This window comes from Flavobacterium sp., from assembly GCF_044349645.1.
GTDB lineage: Bacteria > Bacteroidota > Bacteroidia > Flavobacteriales > Flavobacteriaceae > Flavobacterium.
Genome location: NZ_JBIKQP010000014.1, coordinates 22,744 through 48,792, shown reverse-complemented (window position 1 = coordinate 48,792; position 26,049 = coordinate 22,744). Strand labels below are relative to the sequence as shown.

23 protein-coding genes are annotated in these 26,049 nt (G+C 32.0%); 18 read left to right on the top strand and 5 right to left on the bottom strand.

All coding sequences use genetic code 11. The features are described 5' to 3' along the window. The 3 genes from AC9UFV_RS04515 to AC9UFV_RS04505 form a co-directional block, all read left to right on the top strand. The coding region (locus AC9UFV_RS04515) for a DEAD/DEAH box helicase (RefSeq protein ID WP_509573235.1) at positions 1-1,802 on the top strand (1,802 nt) is incomplete at its 5' end. Positions 1,803-1,889: 87 nt separating this feature from the next. Beyond that, complete coding sequence (locus tag AC9UFV_RS04510; protein ID WP_509519968.1) at positions 1,890-2,660, top strand: carboxypeptidase-like regulatory domain-containing protein; 771 nt, start codon at positions 1,890-1,892, stop codon at positions 2,658-2,660. Between the two features lie 11 nt (positions 2,661-2,671). Further along, positions 2,672-3,457 (top strand): ABC transporter ATP-binding protein, encoded by a 786-nt coding sequence (locus AC9UFV_RS04505; protein WP_509573233.1) that lies wholly within the window; start codon positions 2,672-2,674, stop codon positions 3,455-3,457. Positions 3,458-3,459: 2 nt separating this feature from the next. On the opposite strand, the gene AC9UFV_RS04500 is transcribed toward AC9UFV_RS04505, so the two are convergent. Next, on the bottom strand, positions 3,460-3,909 hold the full coding sequence (locus tag AC9UFV_RS04500) for a tRNA (cytidine(34)-2'-O)-methyltransferase (RefSeq protein WP_509573231.1): 450 nt from the start codon (positions 3,907-3,909) through the stop codon (positions 3,460-3,462). 7 nt (positions 3,910-3,916) lie between these two features. Beyond that, positions 3,917-4,504 (bottom strand): pseudouridine synthase, encoded by a 588-nt coding sequence (locus AC9UFV_RS04495; RefSeq protein ID WP_509573229.1) that lies wholly within the window; start codon positions 4,502-4,504, stop codon positions 3,917-3,919. Positions 4,505-4,613: 109 nt separating this feature from the next. Between AC9UFV_RS04495 and AC9UFV_RS04490 the strand changes: the two genes are divergently transcribed. Genes AC9UFV_RS04490 through folE form a run of 3 tightly spaced genes read left to right on the top strand, consistent with a single transcriptional unit; the run spans position 4,614 to position 6,189 of the window. After that, entirely contained in the window at positions 4,614-4,892 is a 279-nt protein-coding gene (locus AC9UFV_RS04490) for a TIGR03643 family protein (RefSeq protein ID WP_509519975.1), read from the top strand. After that, positions 4,893-5,576, top strand: a complete 684-nt coding sequence (locus AC9UFV_RS04485) for an SDR family NAD(P)-dependent oxidoreductase (protein ID WP_509573227.1) — start codon at positions 4,893-4,895, stop codon at positions 5,574-5,576. A 13-nt stretch (positions 5,577-5,589) separates the two neighbouring features. Next, positions 5,590-6,189, top strand: coding sequence for a GTP cyclohydrolase I FolE (gene folE / locus AC9UFV_RS04480; protein ID WP_509573225.1), 600 nt, complete (start codon positions 5,590-5,592; stop codon positions 6,187-6,189). Between the two features lie 7 nt (positions 6,190-6,196). Here the strand turns inward: folE and AC9UFV_RS04475 are convergent, their stop codons facing one another. Further along, positions 6,197-7,246, bottom strand: coding sequence for a WD40/YVTN/BNR-like repeat-containing protein (locus AC9UFV_RS04475; protein WP_509573223.1), 1,050 nt, complete (start codon positions 7,244-7,246; stop codon positions 6,197-6,199). A 122-nt stretch (positions 7,247-7,368) separates the two neighbouring features. Between AC9UFV_RS04475 and AC9UFV_RS04470 the strand changes: the two genes are divergently transcribed. From AC9UFV_RS04470 to AC9UFV_RS04455, 4 genes are all read left to right on the top strand, one after another. Further along, positions 7,369-8,358, top strand: coding sequence for a hypothetical protein (locus AC9UFV_RS04470; RefSeq protein ID WP_509573221.1), 990 nt, complete (start codon positions 7,369-7,371; stop codon positions 8,356-8,358). A 155-nt stretch (positions 8,359-8,513) separates the two neighbouring features. After that, positions 8,514-10,475, top strand: coding sequence for a KUP/HAK/KT family potassium transporter (locus tag AC9UFV_RS04465; protein ID WP_509573219.1), 1,962 nt, complete (start codon positions 8,514-8,516; stop codon positions 10,473-10,475). Between the two features lie 73 nt (positions 10,476-10,548). Continuing rightward, positions 10,549-11,766, top strand: a complete 1,218-nt coding sequence (locus tag AC9UFV_RS04460; RefSeq protein WP_509573217.1) for an RsmB/NOP family class I SAM-dependent RNA methyltransferase — start codon at positions 10,549-10,551, stop codon at positions 11,764-11,766. An 84-nt stretch (positions 11,767-11,850) separates the two neighbouring features. Next, entirely contained in the window at positions 11,851-12,951 is a 1,101-nt protein-coding gene (locus AC9UFV_RS04455; protein WP_509573215.1) for an endonuclease, read from the top strand. 68 nt (positions 12,952-13,019) lie between these two features. On the opposite strand, the gene rho is transcribed toward AC9UFV_RS04455, so the two are convergent. Next, positions 13,020-14,732, bottom strand: a complete 1,713-nt coding sequence (gene rho / locus AC9UFV_RS04450) for a transcription termination factor Rho (RefSeq protein ID WP_509573212.1) — start codon at positions 14,730-14,732, stop codon at positions 13,020-13,022. Between the two features lie 182 nt (positions 14,733-14,914). On the opposite strand from rho, the gene AC9UFV_RS04445 reads away from it, so the two are divergent. Then, a complete protein-coding gene (locus AC9UFV_RS04445) occupies positions 14,915-15,328 on the top strand; it encodes a DUF4293 domain-containing protein (RefSeq protein ID WP_509573210.1) in 414 nt (137 codons plus the stop codon). Between the two features lie 103 nt (positions 15,329-15,431). Here AC9UFV_RS04445 and AC9UFV_RS04440 read toward each other — a convergent pair whose 3' ends face one another. Continuing rightward, positions 15,432-15,926 (bottom strand): metallophosphoesterase family protein, encoded by a 495-nt coding sequence (locus AC9UFV_RS04440; RefSeq protein ID WP_509573208.1) that lies wholly within the window; start codon positions 15,924-15,926, stop codon positions 15,432-15,434. A gap of 207 nt (positions 15,927-16,133) precedes the next feature. Here AC9UFV_RS04440 and truA point away from each other — a divergent pair, with 207 nt between their 5' ends. The 7 genes from truA (at position 16,134) to AC9UFV_RS04405 (ending at position 26,044) form a co-directional block, all read left to right on the top strand. Next, entirely contained in the window at positions 16,134-16,868 is a 735-nt protein-coding gene (truA, locus tag AC9UFV_RS04435; RefSeq protein WP_509573206.1) for a tRNA pseudouridine(38-40) synthase TruA, read from the top strand. Positions 16,869-16,910: 42 nt separating this feature from the next. Then, on the top strand, positions 16,911-18,665 hold the full coding sequence (locus tag AC9UFV_RS04430) for an ABC transporter ATP-binding protein (RefSeq protein WP_509573204.1): 1,755 nt from the start codon (positions 16,911-16,913) through the stop codon (positions 18,663-18,665). Between the two features lie 164 nt (positions 18,666-18,829). Continuing rightward, complete coding sequence (lpdA, locus tag AC9UFV_RS04425) at positions 18,830-20,218, top strand: dihydrolipoyl dehydrogenase (protein ID WP_509573202.1); 1,389 nt, start codon at positions 18,830-18,832, stop codon at positions 20,216-20,218. A gap of 176 nt (positions 20,219-20,394) precedes the next feature. After that, positions 20,395-21,267 (top strand): hypothetical protein, encoded by an 873-nt coding sequence (locus AC9UFV_RS04420; protein WP_509573200.1) that lies wholly within the window; start codon positions 20,395-20,397, stop codon positions 21,265-21,267. Positions 21,268-21,372: 105 nt separating this feature from the next. Beyond that, the gene (locus tag AC9UFV_RS04415; RefSeq protein ID WP_509573198.1) at positions 21,373-22,725 is read left to right on the top strand and encodes a DEAD/DEAH box helicase; all 1,353 of its coding nucleotides are present in this window, start codon (positions 21,373-21,375) and stop codon (positions 22,723-22,725) included. A 140-nt stretch (positions 22,726-22,865) separates the two neighbouring features. Beyond that, positions 22,866-24,794, top strand: coding sequence for a BatA domain-containing protein (locus AC9UFV_RS04410; protein WP_509573196.1), 1,929 nt, complete (start codon positions 22,866-22,868; stop codon positions 24,792-24,794). Continuing rightward, on the top strand, positions 24,791-26,044 hold the full coding sequence (locus tag AC9UFV_RS04405) for a dihydroorotase (RefSeq protein ID WP_509573194.1): 1,254 nt from the start codon (positions 24,791-24,793) through the stop codon (positions 26,042-26,044). Before AC9UFV_RS04410 ends, AC9UFV_RS04405 begins: the two co-directional genes overlap by 4 nt. Positions 26,045-26,049: the final 5 nt, after the last annotated feature.

Here is a 26,049-nt window from a genome sequence, read left to right as displayed (position 1 = left end):
AAACGGCAGCATTTGGGTTTCCAGTCATTCAGAAAATTGATGCCGACAACAGAAATACACAAGCATTAATTTTATCTCCAACACGCGAATTATGTTTGCAGATTACCAACGAACTTAAAAACTACTCTAAATACGAAAAAGGTATTAATGTGGTAGCAGTTTACGGAGGAGCTAGCATTACAGAACAAGCGAGAGAAGTAAAAAGAGGAGCACAAATTATTGTAGCAACTCCAGGCAGAATGCAAGACATGATTAATAGAGGTTTAGTAAATATTTCTCAAATTAATTACTGCATACTTGATGAAGCAGATGAAATGTTGAACATGGGATTCTATGAAGACATTGTAAACATTCTATCTACCACTCCAGACGAAAAAAGCACTTGGTTGTTTTCTGCAACTATGCCAGCTGAAGTAGCAAGAATTGGAAAACAATTCATGCACAATCCCGAAGAAATTACTGTAGGAACTAAAAATTCCGGTTCTGCAACAGTTTCACATGAATTTTACCTTGTAAATGCACGTGATCGTTACGAAGCTTTAAAAAGATTAGCCGATGCCAATCCTGATATTTTCTCAGTTGTTTTTTGTAGAACGAAACGTGATACTCAAGCGGTTGCTGAAAAATTAATTGAAGATGGTTATAGCGCTGCCGCTTTGCACGGAGATTTATCTCAAGCGCAACGTGATGGTGTGATGAAATCTTTCAGAGGTCGTCAAATTCAAATGCTTGTTGCTACTGACGTTGCAGCTCGTGGAATTGACGTTGATAATATTACTCACGTAGTAAATTATCAACTACCTGACGAAATTGAAACTTACAATCACCGTTCAGGACGAACTGGAAGAGCTGGAAAATTAGGAACTTCTATAGTAATTGTTACAAAAAGTGAATTGCGTAAGATTTCTTCTATTGAAAGAATTATCAAACAAAAATTTGAAGAAAAAACTATTCCATCTGGAATCGAAATTTGCGAAATTCAATTGTTACACCTAGCAAACAAAATCAAAGATACTGAGGTTGATCACGAAATTGACAACTACTTACCAGCAATTAATAATGTTCTTGAAGGTTTAACGAAAGAAGAATTAATCAAGAAAATGGTGTCTGTTGAATTCAACCGTTTCATTGCTTATTACAAAAAGAATAGAGATATTTCTTCTCAATCATCAGGTTCTGAAAGACGTGACCGCAATGATGGTGAAGGTGGCCAAAGAGAATTCAATAACAATGGTGCCGTTCGTTATTTTGTAAATATCGGCGCTAGAGACAATTTCGATTGGATGTCTTTGAAAGATTATTTGAAAGAAACTTTAGATTTAGGTAGAGACGACGTTTTCAAAGTGGATGTTAAAGAAGGATTCTCATTCTTCAATACTGAACCTGAACATACGGATAAAGTAATGGATATTTTGAATAATGTTCAATTAGAAGGCCGAAGAATCAATGTTGAGATTTCTAAAAATGATGGTGGCGGTAGACGTGATCATAACGGAAGAAATTCTGGAGGTTTTGGCGGAGGAAGAAGCTCTGCTCCAAGAAGAGAAGGAAACTTTGCACCAAGAAGAGAAAGCTCAGGCGGATTTAGAAGTGATCGTAATTCTGCACCAAGAGAAGGTGGTTTCGGAAGAAGAACTGCCGCTCCTAGAGAAGGTGGTTTTGGAGGAAGAAGCACTGCACCGAGAACTGGTGGGTTTTCATCGGACAGAGGTTCAAGAAACGAAGGTTCATCAGAAAGAGCACCAAGAAGATCAGAAGGTTTTAGTGATGCTCCAAGAGAAAGAAGACCAAGAAAAAGCTAACATTATTTGTTAATTTTCTTATAATTATAACATTAAACTACAAAATATCTTTGATGTTTTATTACTTTTAGAGTTTTAAAACCAAAAATGAGATATTTTGTAGTTTTCTTTTTTATTTTATTTGCTAAAAACACCCTTTTTTCGCAAGAAACCACTCCATCACAAAAAGTTTTTGGAACAATTGTAAATTATACTACCCAACTTCCCTTATCAAATGTTAATATTATTAATATTAATAAAGTTAGAGGTACCGTTTCCGATTCTAACGGAAAATTTGAATTAGAAGTTAGCGCGACAGATACTCTACACATTTCACTTATTGGATTTAAATCCATAAAAATCAGAGTTACCAACGACTGGTTTAAAATTAAAACTACTAAAATACAATTAACTGAAAGTGCTATAGCCCTTGAAGAAGTGGTCGTTCGTCCCTACGACTTAACTGGATATTTAGAAGTCGATTCAAAATTAATTCCTACAAAAGAAAATTACAGATACAGTATTTCTGGGTTACAACAAGGTTATGAAGCTGGTGAATATTCTCCAGGTGCATTCAGTAAAGTAATGGGTTCCATATTTAATCCCGCCGATATGCTTTATAATTTCTTCGGCAAAAAACCTAAAGAATTAAAGCGATTAAAAAGTTTAAAGAAAGACGATACCGTTAGGAATTTATTGGCATCAAAATTTGACCGAGAAACCATTTCGGTACTTTTAGGTATCGACAAAAACGATATTCCTGAAATTTTAGGACGTTGCAATTACTCTGAATCCTTTATAAAAACAGCTAATGATCTCCAAATTATGGATGCAATTAGCGAATGCTATGAAGAATATAAAATCCTGAAAAAGAATTAATTTTCTAATAGATGGAAAGTAATAATCCTATTTTAACTACTTCCAATTTATGCATTGGATATTCTTCAAAAAAGGAGAATAAAACGATTGCATCTAACATTAATTTGACTTTAAATAAAGGAGAATTAATCGCATTAATTGGCGCAAATGGAATTGGAAAATCTACCTTATTACGAACATTAATTGGTATTCAACCTCCCCTTTCTGGCACTGTCATTTTAAACCAAAAGAATATTTTAGATTACGATTCTATTTCGTTTGCACAAAATTTGAGTATTGTTTTGACTGAAAAATTACCGCCAAGTAATTTAACCGTATTTGAAATAATTGCTTTAGGAAGACAACCTTATACCAATTGGTTGGGAAATTTATCAGAGAATGATATTTCTAAAATCAATGAAGCAATGGAACTGACGCAAATCACTTCATTGGCAGATAAAAAACATTATGAAATTAGCGATGGACAGCTTCAAAATGTATTAGTCGCAAGAGCTTTAGCTCAAGATACGCCTTTAATTATTTTGGACGAACCTACCACCCACTTGGATTTATTACATAAAGTTAGTTTGTTCAAACTATTGAAGAAACTTACAAAAGAAACTAATAAATGTATCCTTTTTTCAACACATGATATTGATATGGCAATTCAAATTAGTGATAATATGATAATTATGACTGAGGAAAATGTGGTTCAAGACCAACCATGTAATTTTATTTCGAAAGGAAATTTTGATACTTTATTCAAAGACGAAAATATCGCTTTTGATAGCGAAAAAGGGAAATTTATAGTTCAATAGATTTACCATTCTATCTGTCTTTTTGCTTCGCCAATTGCAAATGCAACTGAATTCGCTAAGTTATAACTTCGTACCAATGGTGAAATAGGAATTTTTAAGTGATTTTGAAATTGAATTAAAACAGCGTCACTCAATCCTACACTTTCTTTACCAAAAACCAACCAATCACCATCTTGAAAATTTTCTTTCAAATAGGATTTTTCTGCATGAGAACTAAATAAAAATACTCGAGATTTATCTGGAATTTGAGTAATCCATTCCTCTATATTTTGATATTCTATCCAATCCAAATGAACCCAATAATCCAAACCGGAACGCTTCAAATTTTTATCGGTAATTTGAAATCCAAAAGGATGAATTAAATGCAATCGATTTCCAGTTCCCACACACAATCTTCCTATATTTCCTGTATTATTAGGTATTTCTGGTTCTACTAAAACGATGTTCAACATAGTGATTTTAGATTTTAGAATTAAGATTTAAGATTTGAGAAGCAGCTATTTCATTAACTTCTCCCGATTTTAAATTGTTCAAATATACGTTTCCTATTCTGATTCTAACCAACCTTAACGTTGGAAAACCAACAGCAGAGGTCATTTTTCTTACTTGTCGAAATTTTCCTTCATTTAAAGTAATTGAAGCCCAAGAAGTTGGACCATGTCGTTCATCACGAATTTTCTTTCCTCTTTCTCCAAAATTTGGAACTTCTGAAATTAATGAAGCTTTACAAGGTTTAGTGATGTATTTTGATCCTTTAAATCCGATTTCAACTCCCTTTTGAATTTTATCAATTGCCTCCTGGGTGATAAGTCCATCAACTTGAACGTAATATTCTTTATCTACTTTTTTACTTCGCACTAATTCACTTATCATTCCGTCGGTAGTTAAAAGAATTAATCCCTCAGAATCTTCATCTAAACGACCTATCGCCATTGTCCCTACAGGAAAATCATACAGTTCACCCAGTAACTTTTTATTCCTCTTTAATTGGTAAATAAATTGGCTTAAATAACCATAAGGTTTATTTAAAATAAAATGTTTGTGCATTTGAAAAAGATTGAATTGCAAATTTACATTTAAAATAATAAATATTTTGTTTAACAATTATTGAAATTAGTTAAACAATTTATATCTTTACAGTCTCAAATAAATAATAATGGAAAAGGAGTTTTCTGAAATTGAAATTGATCGAATAATCGAAATGGCTTGGGAAGACCGAACTACTTTTGATTCTATTCTAATGCAATTTGGCCTTAAAGAGCAGGAAGTCATTGATTTAATGCGAAGAGAAATGAAACCTTCAAGTTTCAGAATGTGGCGTGCACGAGTTCAAGGACGTAAAACAAAACATGAAAAACTTCGAGATTTTCGTGAAGGTAGATTTAAATGCACTCGTCAGAGACAAATAAACAATAATAAAATATCCAAAAGATAAATGAAAAATATAGTAATCATAGGCGGAAGCAAAGGAATTGGAAATGCAATTCTGAAACAGGCAATTGAAAATAACAAGGTTATAAATATCAGCAGAAACCTTCCTGAAATTTCTCATCCTAATTTGACCAACTTTCAATTGGACGTTTTAGCTTCAGAACTGCCAGATATTGAGCAAGCTGATGTTTTAATCTACTGTCCTGGTTCAATCAATTTGAAACCAATTATGAGTTTGGGGATTGATGATTTCAGAAACGATTTTGAAATTAATGTGATTGGCGCTGTAAAATCAATACAAAAATATTTACCAACACTAAAGAAAGGAACAAACCCTTCAATAATACTATTTAGCACCGTTGCCGCGAAATTAGGAATGCCTTTTCACGCAAGTATTGCTACAGCAAAATCCGGTGTTGAAGGTTTGGTGAAATCTCTAGGAGCTGAATTAGCACCAACCGTTAGAGTAAATGCAATTGCACCAACAATTACAGAAACCTCTTTATCGGCAGCAATTCTAAGAAATGATCGAATGAAAGAAAATATGATTGAAAGGCATCCGATGAAAGGATATTTAAATCCAGAAGAAGTTGCTGGAATGGCAAATTTTTTAATGTCAAATAATGCAAAATCTATTTCGGGTCAAGTTTTTGAAATGGATTATGGGATTGTAAGTTTTAAAATATAACAAAAAAACATTAATGAAAAGTTACGAAAAAATTGAGATTTACGATACAAAATTAATTGAATCACTATCTGAAAATTACAAAACAATTATAGAGAATTTAGGGGAAGATGTAAACCGTGAAGGACTTCAAAAAACTCCAGAAAGAGTTGCAAAAGCAATGCAGTTTCTTACACACGGTTACGATTTAGATCCCTTAGAAATATTAAAATCGGCATTGTTTACAGAAGATCACCAACAAATGATTTTGGTAAAAGACATTGAAGTTTACTCGATGTGCGAACACCATATGCTACCTTTCTTTGGAAAAGCACACGTCGCCTATATTCCCAATGGAAAAATTGTAGGATTAAGTAAAATTCCTAGAATTGTAGATGCATTTGCAAGAAGAATGCAAGTTCAAGAACGATTGACTGACGAAATTAAAAACTGTATTCAGGAAGCCTTAAATCCACTTGGAGTAGCAGTTGTTATTGAAGCGCAACACATGTGCATGCAAATGAGAGGAATTCAAAAACAGAATTCTTATACTACAACTTCTTCATTTACAGGAGCATTTGAAAAAGATAAAACTAGAAAAGAGTTCATCAGTTTGATTTCAAATAAATTAAGTTAAAATTACATTAGTTAATTTTCATTCGAACCAATTTATTTTTTCCAGCTAAAATAGCGGTATTAGAATTTTGAAATCTTATGGTAAATATATCTTTATCATTGGATAATTTATTCCAAGTATCGCCTTGATTATTTGTACTATAGATTCCTGTGGTTCCAACACTAATTATTCTTTTTCCATTAGAATTAGGAACAAATTGAACACAGGAAGCATACCCAAAACCTTGGTTAATTCCAATTAATTTCCAAGTTTGACCTCCGTCAAATGTTATGGCTTTGTTCGAATTATTATCTGTTTGTGTTTCGTAATTTCCACCAACAATAATTCCAGTATTTTCATTTAGGAAATCTGCTGAGAAAATTCCGGTCATAGCTTGCCCTTGAATAATCGGAGTTTCATAAACCTGCCACGTTTTACAGAAATCATCACTTACAAATACTCTAGATTTTACACCACCAGAAACTAAAAATATTTTATTGCCTTTTACACAGATGTTTGTATTGCTTGCCGCAAATGCCGCCTCTCCTACTGCCAGTTTTGGTAACCATTTTTTAGATAATTTATTCCAAGTTGAACCTCCATCCATAGTAATAATTATTGAAAACGTGTCTTCTGTAGGGTCGCCAATTGCAATTCCTTTTTTGTTATCAATAAAATGAATGGCATCATAAAATACCTTTTCATGATTTTCTCGATAGATTAATTTATAAGATAAATCTTGTTTATTGATTTTATACAATAACGCAGGATTACCAACACTTAAAATAAAAATAGAATTTTTGGTTTGCGAAATGCTTCTAAATTCAATTTTCAAAGAGTCTAAGCTAATTTTTCGTTCTATGCGTTTATTTGTGATTAAGTCAACATACCCAAATCTATTTTTATCGGCGGCATACCAGACTTTATTTTCATCAATTTCAATTGCTCGAATACTGATCTTATCTGTAAATAGAGTGTCAATAGAAACAGAAGTTTTATAAATATTGAATTTAGATAATAAAGGTTTTGAATTGAAGCAAAACAAGACTAAAAATAATAATGATAATAGGTATTTCATATTGTAACTATTTAAAAAAGCTAAATTACATGAATAATTTGAAAACGTTTAAGTTTTGTTAAAATTGATTATTGGCATAGTAATTGGATTTTAAAGTAATAGTAATTATAAAATCGGAAAACATGAAAACGAAAATCATTATTTTATCATTTGTTACCTTATTATTTGTGAATTCAATTCATTCGCAAACTAGAACTACTGTTAACGCTTCAAATTCTGAAATTAGCGATAATTTAGATTTGAAAGCGGTTGCATCAATTTTTGGTGATTCTAAGAATTTGGAAGATTTTGAGAATCGTTTAAATAATCCTAAATATAAAATATCTAACTTAGATTTAAATGATGACCGTCAAGTTGATTATTTAAGAGTCATTGAAAGTGTTGAGGGAAATACTCATTTAATTGTGATTCAAGCCATTTTAGAAAAAGATATTTTTCAAGATGTCGCTACTATAGAAGTTGAAAAAGACATATACAATAACATGCAAATTCAAGTGGTTGGTGATCCTTACATGTATGGAAACAATTATATTTACGAACCTGTTTATGTTCATTCTCCATTACTATTTTCCTATTTTTGGACACCAAATTATAGAATATATTATTCAAGATGGAACTGGGGATTTTATCCTAGATATTACTCTTTTTGGCGTCCAATTCCAATTTACAGATACCATAGAAACGTTCGTAATTGGATAAATTATAACAACAATTACAACTATGTAAATGTTAGAAGAAGTACTGTTGCAGTAAATCTTCACAGAAATGTTCGAGCAAATAGCTATGAAATTAGAAATCCAGAACGCTCATTTGAAAATAGAAATATAAATGTTTCCAATCGCTATGAGTTGGATCGAACACGATCTTCAAATAATAATAATCGAGCAAATAATAACAATGGAGTCACTCCAAGAAATAATTCTAGAAGCGAGGTTGAAACTCCAAGGCAAAACAATCAAAACGCAAATCCAAGACAAAATACAAGAACTGAATCTGTTACTCCACGAAGAAATCAATCAGAATCAAATGCTCCTAGAGGAAGGCAAAATAAAGAAAAAACTCCTCGGAATAATTCGCCAAGAGAAAACAGAAACTCGAATTCTAGAAGATAAATATTTGATTATTAGAATAAAAATAAAGCACCGTTATAGAAACGGTGCTTTTTTTTTATTAAAGTCAATTTCAATATTATAAAAAAAAAATGCAATCATTAATCAATATTAAATTATATAGTAATAAATTTGTAGACTTTTTTTAAACTATTTTTATGAGTTCTCATCATCACGATCTGCACAGTAAATTATCATTAGGTGGATTATTAATTACTTTAGGTATAATTTACGGAGATATTGGAACCTCGCCACTTTATGTAATGAAAGCCATACTTGGGCTTAACGCTATAACCTCAGATATTGTATTAGGTGGTATTTCCTGTATTTTTTGGACACTTACGTTACAAACTACTTTAAAATATGTGCTTATTACCCTTAGTGCTGATAATAATGGTGAAGGTGGAATTTTTGCTTTGTATGCATTAGTAAAAAGAACAAAAGTAAAATGGTTAATTGTCCCAGCAATTATTGGTGGTAGCGCGCTATTAGCCGACGGAATTATTACCCCGCCGATATCTGTATCCTCTGCAGTAGAGGGAATTAGAACTTACTATCCTGATATAAATACGATCCCAATTGTAATTGGAATTCTATTTATTCTATTCACAATCCAGCAGTTTGGAACAAAATTAGTTGGAAAATTTTTCGCACCAATGATGTTACTTTGGTTTGGGATGCTAGGAATATTAGGAGCCATTCAAGTGATTAATAACATTGAGGTTTTAAAGGCTATAAACCCTTATTATGCAATCCAATTATTAACAATCCATCCTGAAGGATTTTACGTTTTAGGCTTTGTTTTCCTTTGTACTACAGGGGCTGAAGCTTTATACTCCGATATGGGGCATTGTGGAAGAAAAAACATCAGAATTAGTTGGATTTTTGTAAAAACTACTTTGGTTTTAAATTACTTCGGTCAAGCAGCTTATTTATTGAAACACGAAGGTGCTACTTTACAATCATTAGGTGGTAAAAATGGAAATCCATTCTATTTAATAATGGAAAGTTGGTTTTTACCTTTCGGAATCGTAATTGCTACACTAGCAGCTGTAATTGCATCTCAAGCATTAATTAGTGGTTCATTTACCTTAATAAACGAGGCAATGAGATTGAATTTCTGGCCAAAAGCTAGAATTAAATATCCTACAGAATTAAAAGGTCAATTGTATATTCCATCAATTAACTGGTTGCTTTTTGCAGGTTGTATTATGATTGTTTTGCACTTTGAAGAATCTAGTAACATGGAGGCTGCCTATGGTTTAGCAATTATTTTGTGTATGATTATGACAACTATACTTTTAAATTTCTATATGATTTTAAAAAGAGTTTCATGGATGATAATTGCTCCATTAATTGCAGTATATTTAGTTATTGAAGTTAGCTTTTTAATTGCAAATTTGAATAAATTCACACATGGTGGATATGTAACATTGTTCATAGCATTGATGTTAATTGGAATAATGACAATCTGGTATTTTGCTAAGAAAATTAGTAAAAACTATACGAAATTTGTAAAAATTGATTCCTACAAAAAGGTATTAACAGAATTAAGTGCCGATTTTTCAATTCCAAAATATGCAACGCATTTAGTTTATATGACAAATGCTAGTCGTACCGATGAAATAGAAGAAAAAGTAATGTATTCTATATTGCAAAAACGACCAAAAAGAGCAGATTTATATTGGTTTGTTCACGTGAATATTCTAAGTGAACCCTACAAAACAGAATATAAAGTAACTGAAATTATCAAAGATGATTTATTCAGAATTGACTTTAATTTAGGATTTAGAGAGCCTACAAAAATTAACTTAATGTTTAAAGAAGTGTTGAAAGACATGGTGCAAAACGGCGAAGTGGATGTAACAAGCCGATATGAATCATTGAATAAAAATAATATCCTTGGAGATTTCAAATTTGTTTTGTCTGAAAAATTCTTATCAAATGATAGCGATTTACTATGGCATGAAAAATTAGTTATGAATGCTTATTTCTTGATTAAGAAGTTCAGTTTGTCTGAAGAAAAAGCTTTTGGATTGGATAGTAGTTCAGTGAAAATTGAAAAATTCCCAATGGTACTTCACCCACCAGAAAAAATTCATTTAAATAGAGTTGAATAACTATTTTATCCACTAAAATTTACAAAATTCTCTTCTGAAAAAAAGCAGTACATTTGCACCTCAATAAAAAATAATGAGATTACACAGAAATTTAGTTTACACTACTATCGATTCTCTAAATGCGATTTTCAATGATAGAGAATATGCTGATAAAGTAGTGGCGAGAGCTTTAAAAAAAGATAAACGATGGGGAAGTTCCGATCGAAAGTTTGTTGCAGAAACTATCTACGAAATTGTTCGTTGGAAAAGATTATATGCTGAAATTGCCGAAGTAAAAGAGCCATTTGATCGAGATAATCTTTGGAGAATGTTCTCTGTATGGGCAGTTTTGAGAGGTTACCCTATTCCAGATTGGAGACAATTAGAAGGAACTCCTGAACGAAAAATAAAAGGTCGTTTTGACGAATTATCCAAAATTAGAGCTTTAAAAGAATCAATCCCTGATTGGATGGACGAATTAGGAGTAAAAGAATTAGGGGAAAAAGTTTGGTCCACAGAAATAGCAGCTCAAAACCAACCAGCAAAAGTTATTTTACGCGTAAATACCTTAAAAACTTCACGTGAAAAACTACATTCATTGTTAATGGATTTGGATATTGAGACTACTTTCTTAAAAGAACAACCTGATGCATTAGTTCTTAAAGAAAGAGCAAACGTATTCATGACTGATGCATTTAAAGAAGGAATGTTTGAAGTTCAAGACGCTAACTCCCAATTGGTTGCCGCATTTTTAGATGTTCAACCAGGAATGAGAGTTGTAGATACTTGCGCTGGAGCTGGAGGAAAAACCCTACACCTAGCCTCATTAATGGAAAATAAAGGTCAATTAATTGCAATGGATTTATACGAAAGTAAATTGAAGCAATTAAAATTAAGAGCTAAAAGAAATGGTGCTTTTAATATTGAATACCGAATTATCGATTCTACAAAAGTGATTAAAAAACTACAAGAAAAAGCCGATAGAGTATTGATTGATGCTCCTTGTAGCGGTTTAGGTGTATTAAAAAGAAATCCAGATGCAAAATGGAAACTCCAACCAGAATTCATCAACAATATACGAAAAGTACAAGCCGAAGTTCTTGAAAGTTACTCCAGAATTGTAAAACCAGGAGGAAAATTAGTTTACGCAACTTGTTCCGTATTACCATCTGAAAACCAAGAACAAGTTAAAAACTTTTTGGAAAACACCGAAATGGGTAAAAATTTTAAATTTCTAAAAGACACTAAAATTCTAGCTTCAGAATCAGGGTTTGATGGGTTTTATATGGCTTTGCTTGAGAGAAATTCATAATTGCTTATACTATCAATAAATTAAACTAAATTCGATTTGTAACAAGAATTTAGTTTATATTTACCTCCCTCTTTAAAATAATTTATGAAAAATTTTTTTTCTTTTTTAGCTGTTCTAGTTTGTATAACGAGCTTTGCTCAAATACCTCAAGGGTATTACAATAACGCAACTGGAACTGGTTATACTTTAAAAACACAGCTTTTTAATATTATAAACAATAATACAAATGCATTAAATTCTTCTTCAAATTATGGTGGTTTGTGGACTTTATTCACACAAAATGCTTTTAGAGATCGATATTATGAAAATGACAATACCCTTTTAGACATTTATTCTGAAAAACCAGCTGGTCCAGATAGCTATAACTTTTCTTCAACATCACAACAATGCGGTAATTACACCAATGAAGGAGATTGTTACAATAGAGAGCATACTTTACCTCAATCCGTTTGGGTTTCTGGAACCTATCCTATGTATTCAGATGCTCATTTTGTATTACCAACTGATGGTAAAGTAAATGCAATGCGTGACAATTTCCCATTCGGTAAAGTAAATGTGGCTTCTTGGACCTCAACTAATGGTTCTAAACTTGGAAGTAACAATAATTCAGGTTATGCAGCGGGTTATGTTGGTACGGTTTTCGAACCTTTGGATGAGTTTAAAGGCGATATTGCTAGATGTTTATTGTATTTCGCAACAAGATATGAAGATCAAATTCCATCGTGGTCCTATTCAATGTTTAATGGAACTTCAACACAAGTTTTTACCAATACCTTTATTAGTATTTTAGTTACATGGAATAATTTGGACCCAGTAAGTACATACGAAATTGCAAAAAACAATGCTGTTTATGATTTTCAAGGAAATAGAAATCCATATATCGATCACCCAGAATATGTTTGCCGAGTTTGGTCTTCAGCATGTGCTTTAGCAAATAATGAATTTGAATTTGCAAGCCTATCTGTGTTTCCAAATCCAACAAATAATGGGACAATTTATATCAATACAACTACTTCAATTGATGATATCTTATTAATTTCTATTGACGGGCAAGTGATAAATGATTTCAAAAACCCAGTTAAATCAAATGAAACTTATACTATAGAAAATTTACCGAAGGGATTTTATTTCTTAAAGTTAACCTCAAATAATAATTCAATAACGAAAAAAATTAGTGTGAATTAATTTAGAATTACCTCATAAAAAAACTCCGATTTTCATCGGAGTTTTTTTTATTTAATTACTTCAAAATTCTAATTGTTCATTGAAATTAGAAATTCTTCATTGTTTTTTGTTTTCTTAAAGCGGTCGTTGATAAAATCCATCGCTTCAACTGGATTCATATCAGAAAGATACTTCCTCATGATCCACATGCGTTGAAGAGTGTTTTCATCCAATAATAAATCATCACGACGCGTACTTGAAGACGTTAAATCAATAGCAGGGAAAATACGTTTATTTGCAATTTTTCTATCCAATTGCAATTCCATATTACCTGTTCCTTTAAATTCTTCAAAGATGACCTCGTCCATTTTAGAACCTGTTTCTGTAAGTGCAGTTGCAATAATACTTAACGAACCTCCATTTTCAACATTTCTAGCAGCTCCAAAGAAACGCTTTGGTTTTTGTAAAGCATTGGCATCAACTCCACCACTTAATACTTTTCCAGAAGCGGGCTGAACGGTATTATAAGCTCGTGCTAATCGCGTAATTGAATCCAATAAAACAACCACATCGTGACCGCATTCTACTAAACGTTTTGCTTTTTCCAAAACAATATTTGCAATTTTAACGTGCTCTTGTGGTTCTCTATCAAATGTTGAAGCAATAACTTCACCACGAACACTTCGTTGCATATCAGTAACTTCCTCAGGACGCTCATCAATTAATAGTACAATTAAATATACCTCTGGATGATTGGCAGCAATTGCATTAGCAATGTCTTTCAACAACATGGTTTTCCCCGTTTTTGGTTGCGCTACAATCATTCCACGTTGCCCTTTTCCAATTGGTGAAAATAAATCGATAATTCTTGTTGATATCGTACTTTGTTTTTCAGCGATTCTGAATTTCTCAGAAGGGAAAACTGGCGTTAAATGTTCAAATGAAACACGATCGCGAACCACCTGTGGATCATGACCATTTATCTTTAATATTTTTACTAAAGGAAAAAATTTCTCTCCTTCTTTTGGAGGACGTACGACTCCTTTTACAGTGTCTCCCGTTTTTAAACCAAACAATCTAACTTGTGAAGTCGATAAATAAATATCATCAGGTGAAGCTAAATAATTGTAATCTGATGAACGTAAAAAACCATAGCCTTCCGACATCATTTCTAAAACTCCTTCACTTTCAATAATTCCGTCAAATTCAAAGTCTGAATGACCAAAATTACTTTTCTTGCCTTTAAAATTAGGATTTACATTTCCGTTTGGAGCTTGATTTTGGTTTTGGTTGGGATTATGATTTGGGTTCTGATTTGGATTTTGTTTTTGATTTGGGTTTTGCTTCTGATTTGGATTTTTAGGTCTTTCAACCGGTGATTCCTCACTATTGCTTTCTGAGTTATCGCTTTCAGAAGTTGTTTCGGTAGCTGCTTTTGCTGCAACTTTAGCTTCAAAATCCGCTTTTTTAAACTTTACAACTTTGCGTTCTTTTGGGTTTACCGCTGGAGCTTTATCATTTATCGCTTCTTTATTTTCTTCAACTTTATCAGCTGATTCAGAAAACAAAGAAATCGATTCTGTTTTTTTGTCAACAGTAATCCTAGCTCTTTTAGGCTTAGCATCATTTGTATTCTCCAACTTAGTCTCGGAATTTCCCTCAGAAAACGAAGCTTGAACTTCTAAAATCTGATTGATTAATGCTTCTTTTTTAACACCGGTAATTTTAGTAATATTGGCTGCTTTCGCAATTTCTTGAAGCTCAGAAAGCTTCATTTCTTTTAATACAGAAATCTCAAACATAAAATGTTATTTGAATTTAATTGTTGTGGAATAATAAATAAAGAATGTGTGATTTTTTTTAAATGAAATCTTCAAAGGATGAAGTACTTACGTAATTGTCATGCAATAATACAAAATAATATTAATAATCATAGTGTTTTTTATAATTTTAATTAATATTTTTGTTTTAAGAATTTACAATAATGATCCAAAGAATACAAACAGTCTATTTATTAATTGCATTAGTGATTTTAGGAGCACTTCCTTTTGTTTTTCCACTATTTACAATGAGCGATGGTAAGGAATTTCGTTTCATGAACGATTCTTTTTATACGGTACTTTTTGGATTGTCAACAACATTAACTTTAATTAGTATAATGTATTTTAAAAAAAGACAGCATCAATTTGTTCTTAACAGATTGACTATCATATTGAACTTAATTTTATTAGGATTATTTGTATTCCGTTCGCTAAATTTATCTGGAGAAACTGTTCAAGTTTCTGAGAAAGGTATTGGGATGTTCCTTCCTATTGTTGCTATCGTTTTCTTGGCTTTGGCCAATAGAGCCATCAAAAAGGATGAAGATCTTGTAAAATCTGCTGACCGTTTACGATAAACCTATAAACTTGTTTATTAATGCGAAGAAAAACCCGAACGTAAGTTTGGGTTTTTTTTCGTTTAATGGTTTTTATTCGCAAATTAAATCGGTGAATCGGTGGCTATTTTTTCCCGATTTCAATGATCTCCAAATTTGCAATTTTCTCTCCCTCAATTTCAAATCGTAACATGGTTCGCATTTGGTGAAAACCACTAATTCCGACAGCTCCAGGATTCATATGCAAAAAATCATGCTTTTTATCATACATAACTTTCAAAATGTGAGAATGTCCACAAATAAATAATTTAGGCGGGTTATTTTGCATTTCTGTCCTAATATTCGGATTGTATTTTCCTGGGTAACCGCCAATATGAGTAATCCAAACATCCACTCCTTCACACATAAATCGGTTGTGCAACGGAAATTCCATTCGCGCTTTATCATCATCAATATTGCCAAAAACCGCACGCATAGGCTTCAATTTCTTAATGGTATCAGTCACTAACAAATCACCAATATCGCCCGCATGCCAAACCTCATCCGCCAAATTAACGTATTTCAAAATCGTATCATCAATATGACTGTGCGTATCTGAAAGAAGCAGTATTTTTTTCAAAATTGTTTTTTTTGGAGCTATTTCCAGCTTTTCGTTACAATCTGCGCAAAAAAGCGCAGGATTTTTTTTTCAATCTGGGCTAAGATTTTGTGGTAAATTTAAACATTCCAAGTCCAAATAAAAAATCATATTTAAAGCAACTTTGGTCAACTTCAATTTCGTTGCGAAAAAATTAATAAGTATCTTTACCCCTTCAAAATAAGTCTCTTGAGGTATTTCATAAAATTAGCATACAACGGAACAAATTATCACGGTTGGCAAGTCCAACCTAACGCATCTTCTGTACAAGAAACTTTGAATAAGGCACTTTCAGTAATACTAAATGAAGAAATAAATATAATGGGCGCAGGAAGAACCGATACTGGAGTTCATGCCAAAGAAATGTTCGCTCATTTTGACTACACTCCTACTCTTGAAATCGATTCTATACTTCATAAACTCAATTCCTATCTTCCAAAAGACATTGTGATTTACAATATAATTCCCGTTCATGAGGATGCGCACGCTCGTTTCGACGCCAAAAAAAGGACTTACAACTATTATATTACTTCTGTAAAAGACGTTTTCTCTCAGGAAGAAAGTTGGTATTATCAACAAAATCTAGATGTGGAATTAATGAATCAAGCGGCTAAAATATTATTAAATCACAACGATTTTCAATGTTTTTCAAAAGTAAATACCGACGTAAATACTTTCAATTGTACTATTTCTGAAGCCTATTGGACACAAGAAGACAACCAATTGATTTTTACCATTTCAGCCGATCGTTTTTTACGAAATATGGTACGAGCAATTGTAGGAACTCTCGTAAATGTTGGTTTGCATAAAATCACGATTTCTGATTTCAATTCGATTATTGAAAATAAAAATAGAAATGAAGCTGGATTTTCAGTTCCTGCACAAGGTTTATTTCTAACAAAAATTGAATATGACTATTTATAATGCTTTTTAATCAAATAATAGAAGTTACACTGTCAAAATAATATGAAAGCAAAAGCATTCGATACCATTGTATTTAAAAGGATATTAAAATATGCTAAACCCTATAAATGGCGATTTAATAGCGTAATTTTATTTGCAATATTCTTATCGATTTTTGCTGCTTTACGACCTTATTTATTAAAACTAACCGTTGATGATTACATAAAAACGAACGATCAGGTTGGACTTTTATGGTACGTAACATTAATGGGAATCGTACTTATTCTTGAAGTACTCTCCAATTTCTTTTTTGTTTATTGGGCGAATTGGTTGGGTCAAGATATCGTAAAAGACGTTCGTGTAAAACTCTTCAAACACATGTTGAGTTTCAAAATGAAATACTATGATACAGCTCCTGTCGGTCAATTGATTACAAGATCGGTTTCCGATATGGAATCTATTGCGAAAATTTTTAGTCAAGGCCTATTTATGATTGCAAGTGACTTATTAAAAATGATTGTGATTCTATTTTTCATGCTCAAAGAAAATTGGAAATTAACAATTATTGTATTCATTGCAATGCCAATATTAGTATTTGTAACTCGAATTTTTCAACGTAAAATGCAAGTTACATTTGAAGAAGTAAGAAATCAAATAGCTAACCTTAATACCTTTGTACAAGAGCGAGTTACAGGAATGAAAATCGTTCAACTCTTTAATAGAGAAAATATTGAATATGAAAAATTTAAACAAATCAATAACAAGCATAAAAATGCTTGGGTAAAAACAATTCTTTACAACTCGATCTTTTTCCCGATTGCTGATATTATTTCATCATTAACTTTAGGTTTCATCGTTCTTTATGGTGGTTTCAGAATATTAGATGGTGATACTACAACTACTTTTGGAGATATCTTTTCTTACACAATGTATATCGGAATGTTATTTAATCCATTGCGACAAATTGCCGATAAATTCAACGAAATGCAAATGGGAATGATCTCTGCCAATCGTGTTTTTGAAATATTAGATACTAAAGAACACATCCAAGACATTGGAACAATTGAAGCACCAACATTTGAAGGAGCAATCGAATTTAAAGAGGTAAAGTTCAGTTATATCAACAATGAAGAAGTCATCAAGGGAATCAATTTAAATGTTCAGCCCGGGCAAACAATCGCCATTGTTGGGGCAACAGGAGCTGGAAAAACGACTATTATCAATTTGCTAAATCGTTTTTACGAAATCAATAGCGGAACCATTTACATCGATAATCAGAATATTCACGACTACACTTTGGATTCCCTTAGAAAACAAATTGCAGTGGTTTTGCAAGATGTTTTCCTATTTGCCGACACGATATTAAACAATATTACACTCAACAATCCAGAAATTTCTCGCGAGCAAGTATTGGCTGCAGCCAAAAAAATTGGAGTTCATGAATTTATTAATAGTTTGCCAGGTGGTTACGATTACAATGTAAAGGAGCGCGGCGTAATGTTATCTTCGGGACAACGTCAATTAATTGCGTTTTTACGTGCTTATGTTAGCAATCCAAGTATATTAATTTTAGACGAAGCTACCTCATCAATCGATATGTACTCAGAAGAATTAATTCAAAAAGCTACCGAAACAATTACTAAAGGCAGAACTTCAATAATCATCGCGCACCGTTTAGCAACAATCATAAATGCAGATAAAATTGTTGTAATGGACAAAGGACTCATTGTGGAGCAAGGAACACATCAAGAATTATTAAATGTAGCCTCGGGTTTCTACAAAAATTTATACGATTCTCAGTTCATTTTAAACTCATAAATAGACATTATAAAATTGGTCAACTAATTGAAGTTTTCCTATTATCAAATAAAAATTAATTCATAAATTTGCGACAGCTTTTTTACCATTATTAAATAAATAAGAAAAAAAATGACACGAGCTTAAGCGACTGCATTTTTACCATAATTAAATAAATTAGAAAAATGAAATACGATGTAATAGTTTTAGGAAGTGGGCCTGGAGGATATGTAACTGCAATTAGAGCCTCACAATTGGGTTTTAAAGTTGCCGTTATTGAAAAAGAAAACTTGGGTGGAGTTTGCTTGAATTGGGGATGTATTCCAACAAAAGCATTACTAAAATCGGCACAAGTTTTTGATTATCTTAAACACGCTTCTGATTACGGTTTGTCGGTTTCATCATTTGATAAAGATTTTACAGCAGTTGTAGGTCGTAGCAGAGGAATTGCTGACGGAATGAGCAAAGGAGTTCAATTCCTAATGAAAAAAAATAAAATTGATGTAATTGATGGTTTTGGTAAAATGAAACCTGGAAAAAAAGTTGCTGTTACCGCTGCTGATGGTAAAGTTACTGATTACGATGCCGATCATATTATTATTGCAACTGGTGCTCGTTCACGTGAATTACCAAACTTACCTCAAGATGGTGTGAAAGTTATTGGTTACCGTCAAGCTATGACATTAGAAAAACAACCAAAATCTATGATCGTTGTTGGTTCAGGAGCTATTGGAGTAGAATTTGCTCACTTTTATAATGCAATGGGAACACAAGTTACTATTGTAGAATTCCTTCCTAATATTGTTCCTTTGGAAGACGAAGACATTTCTAAGCAAATGGAACGTTCAATGAAAAAAGCGGGAGTGAATATTATGACTAACTCTTCGGTAGAAAAAATTGATACTTCTGGTTCTGGTGTAAAAGCCTATGTTAAAACAGCAAAAGGCGAAGAAGTTCTAGAAGCTGACATTTTACTTTCGGCTGTTGGAATTAAAACTAACCTTGAAAATATTGGATTGGAAGAGGTAGGAATTGCCACTGATAGAGATAAAATTATTGTAAATGATTTCTACCAAACTAACATCCCAGGTTATTATGCTATTGGGGATATTGTTCCAGGACCTGCATTGGCTCACGTTGCTTCTGCTGAAGGAATCACTTGCGTAGAAAAAATAGCGGGATTGCACGTAGATCCTATCGATTATGGAAATATACCAGGTTGTACTTATGCAACTCCAGAAATTGCATCAGTAGGATTGACTGAAAAACAAGCTAAAGAAAAAGGATACGATTTAAAAATCGGAAAATTCCCATTCACTGCTTCAGGAAAAGCAAAAGCTTCAGGAACTCCTGACGGATTTGTAAAAGTAATTTTCGATGCAAAATATGGAGAATGGTTGGGATGCCATATGATTGGTGCTGGAGTTACCGATATGATTGCGGAGGCTGTGGTTGCTAGAAAATTAGAAACTACTGGTCATGAAATTCTAAAAGCGATTCACCCACACCCAACAATGAGTGAAGCGGTTATGGAAGCGGTTGCTGATGCTTATGGCGAAGTAATTCACTTGTAAAAAGTATCTATTTAAGATATCAATCCGTTTTGTGAATTCAAAACGGATTTTTTTTTATTTTTTTTATTGAATAGAATCAAAATAAATAATATACATTTGTGAATAAAATAATCCCAAAAAATTAGTTTAAGCGCCACAAATTCAAAAAGTTATAAATCATTAAACTCTTAGAATTTATGAATAATATCATCGTTATTTTAGGCAATTACTTCGACACTTATTTTAGTACAAAGAACATACGTAAAATAGAATTAGTCATTCTTCGTGTAGCCGTTTTTTCATTTTTACTTCATTTAGCGCTAATATTTTTAGGAAACAATTTTTTATTTTTCCGAAATTTTCAGCACAGTTACCTTAAAGCTATTTACACCCCATTTAGTTTTATTTTGCTTTATGAAGTTTTTCTGTTAGTAATAATTATTCCAAAATCAATTTCTGAATTCGTGGGAAAACAATTTGAAGTAATTACGTTAATCACGCTTCGGAGCTTCTTCCACGATATTGCTGAACTCGATTTAAAAAACTCGATTAATATTTATAATCCCGATTTTATAAGTTTGATGTACGATCTCTGCGCTGCATTAGTAATGCTTAGTTTGACCATTTTATACTATAAAATATATCAAAAAAATGGAAAAGCAGAAGTCGTTAATCAGCTTAACAATTTTATAAACATTAAAAAAATGGTCTCTTTGGGGATGATAGTAATATTATTATTGTTAAGTATAAGCAGTTTTTACAATTGGGGTTCTGACATGATCATTGCTTTACAAATAGATAAAAATTATCCCAATTCAAATGCTGTTTTCTATTCCGATTTTTTCTCTATCATGATTTTTGTTGATGTATTGCTATTGATTATTTCTTTTACCTATCACTTTTCGTTTTTCACCATTTTTAGAAATGCCAGTTTTATAATTACGACCATTTTAATTCGAATGTCACTAACAATTGAAAAACCAATGAATTATATCATTATCCTAATAGGGTTTTTATTTTCAATTTTCTCATTCTACCTTTTTGGATTACGAAAAAAAATAGGACAATAGTTTATCGAGTTTAATGCTAATTTACTGTTACAACTACAACTTTCAAAACAGTAAAAGTGCTATTAGCGGTCTAAAAAACGTATATTTGCACCAAATTTACATTTTATGACTACTTTCGAGCAATTCAATCTTCCTAAATCAGTTCAAAAAGCAATTGATGATTTAGGTTTCGTAACCCCTACTCCAATTCAGGAAAAATCATTTTCTGTGATTATGTCGGGTCGCGACATGATGGGAATTGCACAAACGGGAACTGGGAAAACGTTTGCCTATTTACTTCCGCTATTGAAGTTATATAAATTCACCGCTACCGATACTCCTAAAATTGTAATTTTGGTTCCAACCCGTGAATTGGTTGTTCAAGTGGTTGAAGAAGTTGAAAAGTTAACCAAATACATGTCGGTTCGAACATTAGGAATTTTTGGAGGGGTAAACATTAACACTCAAAAAAAAGCCGTATATGAAGGAATTGATATTTTAGTGGGAACACCCGGCCGTGTGATGGATTTGGCTTTGGATAGTGTAATTCGTTTTGATGATACTCAGAAATTAGTTATCGATGAATTTGATGAAATGCTCAACTTAGGATTTCGAGTACAATTGACATCCATTCTAGCAATGATGACTAGAAACAAACGTCAAAACATCCTTTTTTCAGCTACAATGACTGATGAAGTCGATGCGATTTTGAATGATTTTTTTGATTTTCCTGAAGAAGTCACCCTTGCTCCATCTGGAACTCCGCTAGAAAATATTCAACAATACACTTATAATGTACCCAATTTTAATACCAAAGTTAATCTGCTAATCCATTTGCTGGAAAGCGATGAATCGATGGAAAGAATATTAGTTTTTGTAAATAATAAAAAGATTTCTGATATGCTTCATGAGCGTATTGAAGAACATTTTGATGGGCAATTTGGGGTAATTCACTCTAATAAATCTCAGAATTATCGTTTGAGTACGATGGCTTCATTTCAAGAAGGAGAATTGAGGGGAATTATTACAACTGATATTATGGCTAGAGGTTTGGATATTTCCAATATTTCTCACGTAATCAATTTTGAGGCTCCTGAAATGCCAGAATTGTACATGCATAGAATTGGTAGAACAGGGCGTGCAGACGCCACCGGAACAGCAATTAGTTTTATCACACCTCGTGAAGCTGACCTAATTACTGAAGTAGAAATATTAATGAATCATGAAATTGAAGTTGTTGAATTTCCTGAAGAAGTTGAAATTTCAACCAAATTAATAGAGCCTGAAAAAGACAAGCAACCGATAAAATTCCTTCTTAAAAAACCAAAATTAGACGGAAATGGAGCATTTCATGAGAAAGCTAAAAAGAATAAAAAAGTGAATCTTGGAGGACCTTCAAAAACCAAAAAGAAAGTTTCCGGTTCAGTTAATCGTAACATGCTTAAAACTAGAGACAAGAAAAGAAAAGATAAAAAATAAGCAATCTTAATAATAAAGCAAACTATCTAAAGCTAGGTAAATTAAATTATTAGCGTTTTCCTGTCAATAATATCAATTTATAAAGTAAATATGATTTGAACAATAAGAAAAAGTAGTATTTTTGACAAACAAAATTAAGAATGCAATTTAAACATCCGGAACTACTTTATTTTCTTTTTGTGTTGGTGATTCCAATTCTGGTTCATTTGTTTCAATTGCGTCGTTTTAAAAAAGAATATTTCACGAACGTTCGCTTCTTAAAAGAACTTTCTATTCAAACCCGCAAAAGTTCAAAAATTAAAAAATGGTTGTTATTAGCTACCCGATTATTATTATTAACCGCTTTAATAATCGCATTTGCTCAACCTTTTTTCAAAGCCAAAGATTCTAAAAATATTTCCAACGAAATGTATATCGTTTTGGATAATTCCTATTCGATGCAAGCAAAAGGAAATAAAGGAGAATTGTTGAAAAGAGCGGTTCAAGAGTTGTTAGAAAACACTCCTGAAAATCAAACTTTTTCTTTGATTACCAATAACGAAACTTATTGGAATACCGACATTAAATCAATTCAAAAAGAAGTTCAAAATATCACTTACAGCCCACTACCATTTCAATTGGAGAGTGCAATGGCGAAAATCAAATCTAGAAAAAGTGCCAAAAATAAAGATGTAATTATCATCAGCGACGCTATTGGATTAAAACCAAAACAACTAAAAAGCATTGACGGAAATTTCAACACCTACTTCATTAATCCTGAAGCAGAACAAAGAAATAATATTGCTATTGACAGTGTTTATATGAATCAAACACTGAACGATTTTTATGAAATTGGTGTCGACCTAAAATCTTATGGCGAACAGGACAATGCAATTCCAATTGGTTTGTACAACAATAACAAACTAGTTGCCAAGACATTAGTTAAATTTGAAAAATCAGAAACTGCAATTAATTTTACAATTCCCAAGAAAGATTTTAACGGTTATGTTTCAATTAATGATGCCAGTTTGAAATACGACAATACTTATTATTTTAGCATTACTAAGCCTGAAAAAACAAATATTATTAGCATTGGTAAAACAGAAAAAAGTGGATTCTTAAATCGCATTTATACTACTGAAGAATTCAATTATAGCAATTCTACGATTGAAACATTAGATTACAATACTATTGAAAAACAAGACGCAATTGTATTGAATGAACTTGATAATTTGCCTCAAGCATTGGTAACTAATTTAAAATCATTTGTTGAAAAAGGTGGTAATCTAGTATTTATTCCATCGGCAGAAAGTAAAATTACAGACACCAATCGATTTTTAGGAACATTTGGTCAAATTCAATTTGGTAATTACCAAAATGAAAACAGATTAATTACTAAAATTGCTTTTCAACACCCATTATTTCAATCGGTATTTGAGAAAAAAATTGATAATTTTCAATATCCAAATACGAAGCAAAATTTTGAGTTAAAAACCACAAAACCAGCAATTTTAAGTTACGCAGACCAAAGTTGTTTTCTGACTTCCCTTCAAAATCAAGTTTCCAATGTTTATGTTTTTGCTGCTCCAATTAATAAGCTGAATTCAAACTTTCAAAATTCGCCTTTAATAGTTCCAATATTTTATAATATGGCTCAAAGCGTTCAAAAAACAGGAGTTAATGCATTGAAAATTGGTGAAAATCAACCTTTTTTAGTTGAAACAAATTTATCAAAGGATGAAATTTTGGAGGTTAAAAATAATGATGAAAAGTTTATACCAACTCAGCAAATATTAAACAATAAAGTTAAATTACAATTCAATGATTACCCTATCTTTGCAGGGAATTTTGGAATTTACAAAAAAGACGAAGTTGTTAGAAACATCAGTTTTAATTACAATCGTTCAGAAAGCAATTTAGAGCAATCGAAAAGCCAATTATTATCTGACTATAAGGTAGTTAAATCAATAGAAACTGTATTTAATAGTTTACTTTCTGACCGAAGTAATGACGAAATTTGGAAAATATTTGTAATATTGGCCTTATTATTTTTATTTTTAGAAGTATTAATTCAAAAATTAGTAAAATGAACCTAATTATCCGTGAAGCTACAATAATTGATTCTAAAAGTCCTTTCCATAATCAGAAGGTTGACGTGAAAATTAATTCAGGAATCATTGAAAAAATTGGAAGTAAAATTCCAAATGAAAATGGTTTTGAAGAAATAAAATTAGAAAATTTACACCTCTCAGAAGGTTGGTTCGATTGTAGTGTTTCGCTTGGTGAGCCAGGATTTGAAGATCGAGAAACTATTGCAAACGGATTAAATGTAGCTGCAAAATGCGGTTTCACAGCGGTCGCTTTACAACCCAACTCCTTCCCTATTATTGACAATCAATCGCAAATTAATTTTGTAAAAAATAAAACCGAAGGAGCTGCTACGGAATTATATCCAATAGGAGCTTTCACAAAAGAAAGCGAAGGAAAAGATATGGCCGAATTATTCGATATGAAAAATGCTGGTGCAGTCGCTTTTGGAGATTACAATAAAAATATAGACAATGCCAACCTACTAAAAATAGGATTACAGTACGTTCAAGATTTTGATGGATTAATTATCGCTTACTCACAAGATACCAACATTAAAGGAAATGGTGTGGTAAATGAAGGGGTTGTTTCTACTAGATTAGGATTAAAAGGAATTCCAAATTTGGCTGAAGAACTCCAAATAGCTCGCAACCTATTTCTATTAGAATACACAGGTGGAAAAATGCACATACCAACTATTTCAACAGCTAAATCGGTAGAATTAATTCGAAATGCTAAAGCAAAAGGGTTAAATGTCACTTGTAGCGCAGCAGTTCATCATTTGGTATTAACCGATGAAAAATTAGAAGGATTTGACACAAGATACAAAGTTTCACCACCTTTACGAACTGATGATGACAGAAAAGCGCTAATCGCCGGAATTAATGATAATACCATTGATATGATCACTTCCGATCATAATCCGATTGACATTGAGCACAAGAAAATGGAATTTGAAGGAGCTAAATACGGCACCATCGGATTAGAATCTGCTTTTGGAGCACTAACTAACGAAATAGCAATAGAAAAAATAATTGAAAAATTAACTTCGGGTAAAAGCCACTTCGGAATTGAAAGTTCAACAATAAAAGAAGGCGAAAAAGCCAATATTACTCTTTTCAATCCAAATGGAAATTGGACATTTGAAAAAGAAAACATCCTTTCAAAATCGAAAAACTCAGCTTTTTTAGGAGCTCAAATGAAAGGAAAAGTATATGGAATTTACAATCAAGGAAAATTAGTTTTATCATAAATATT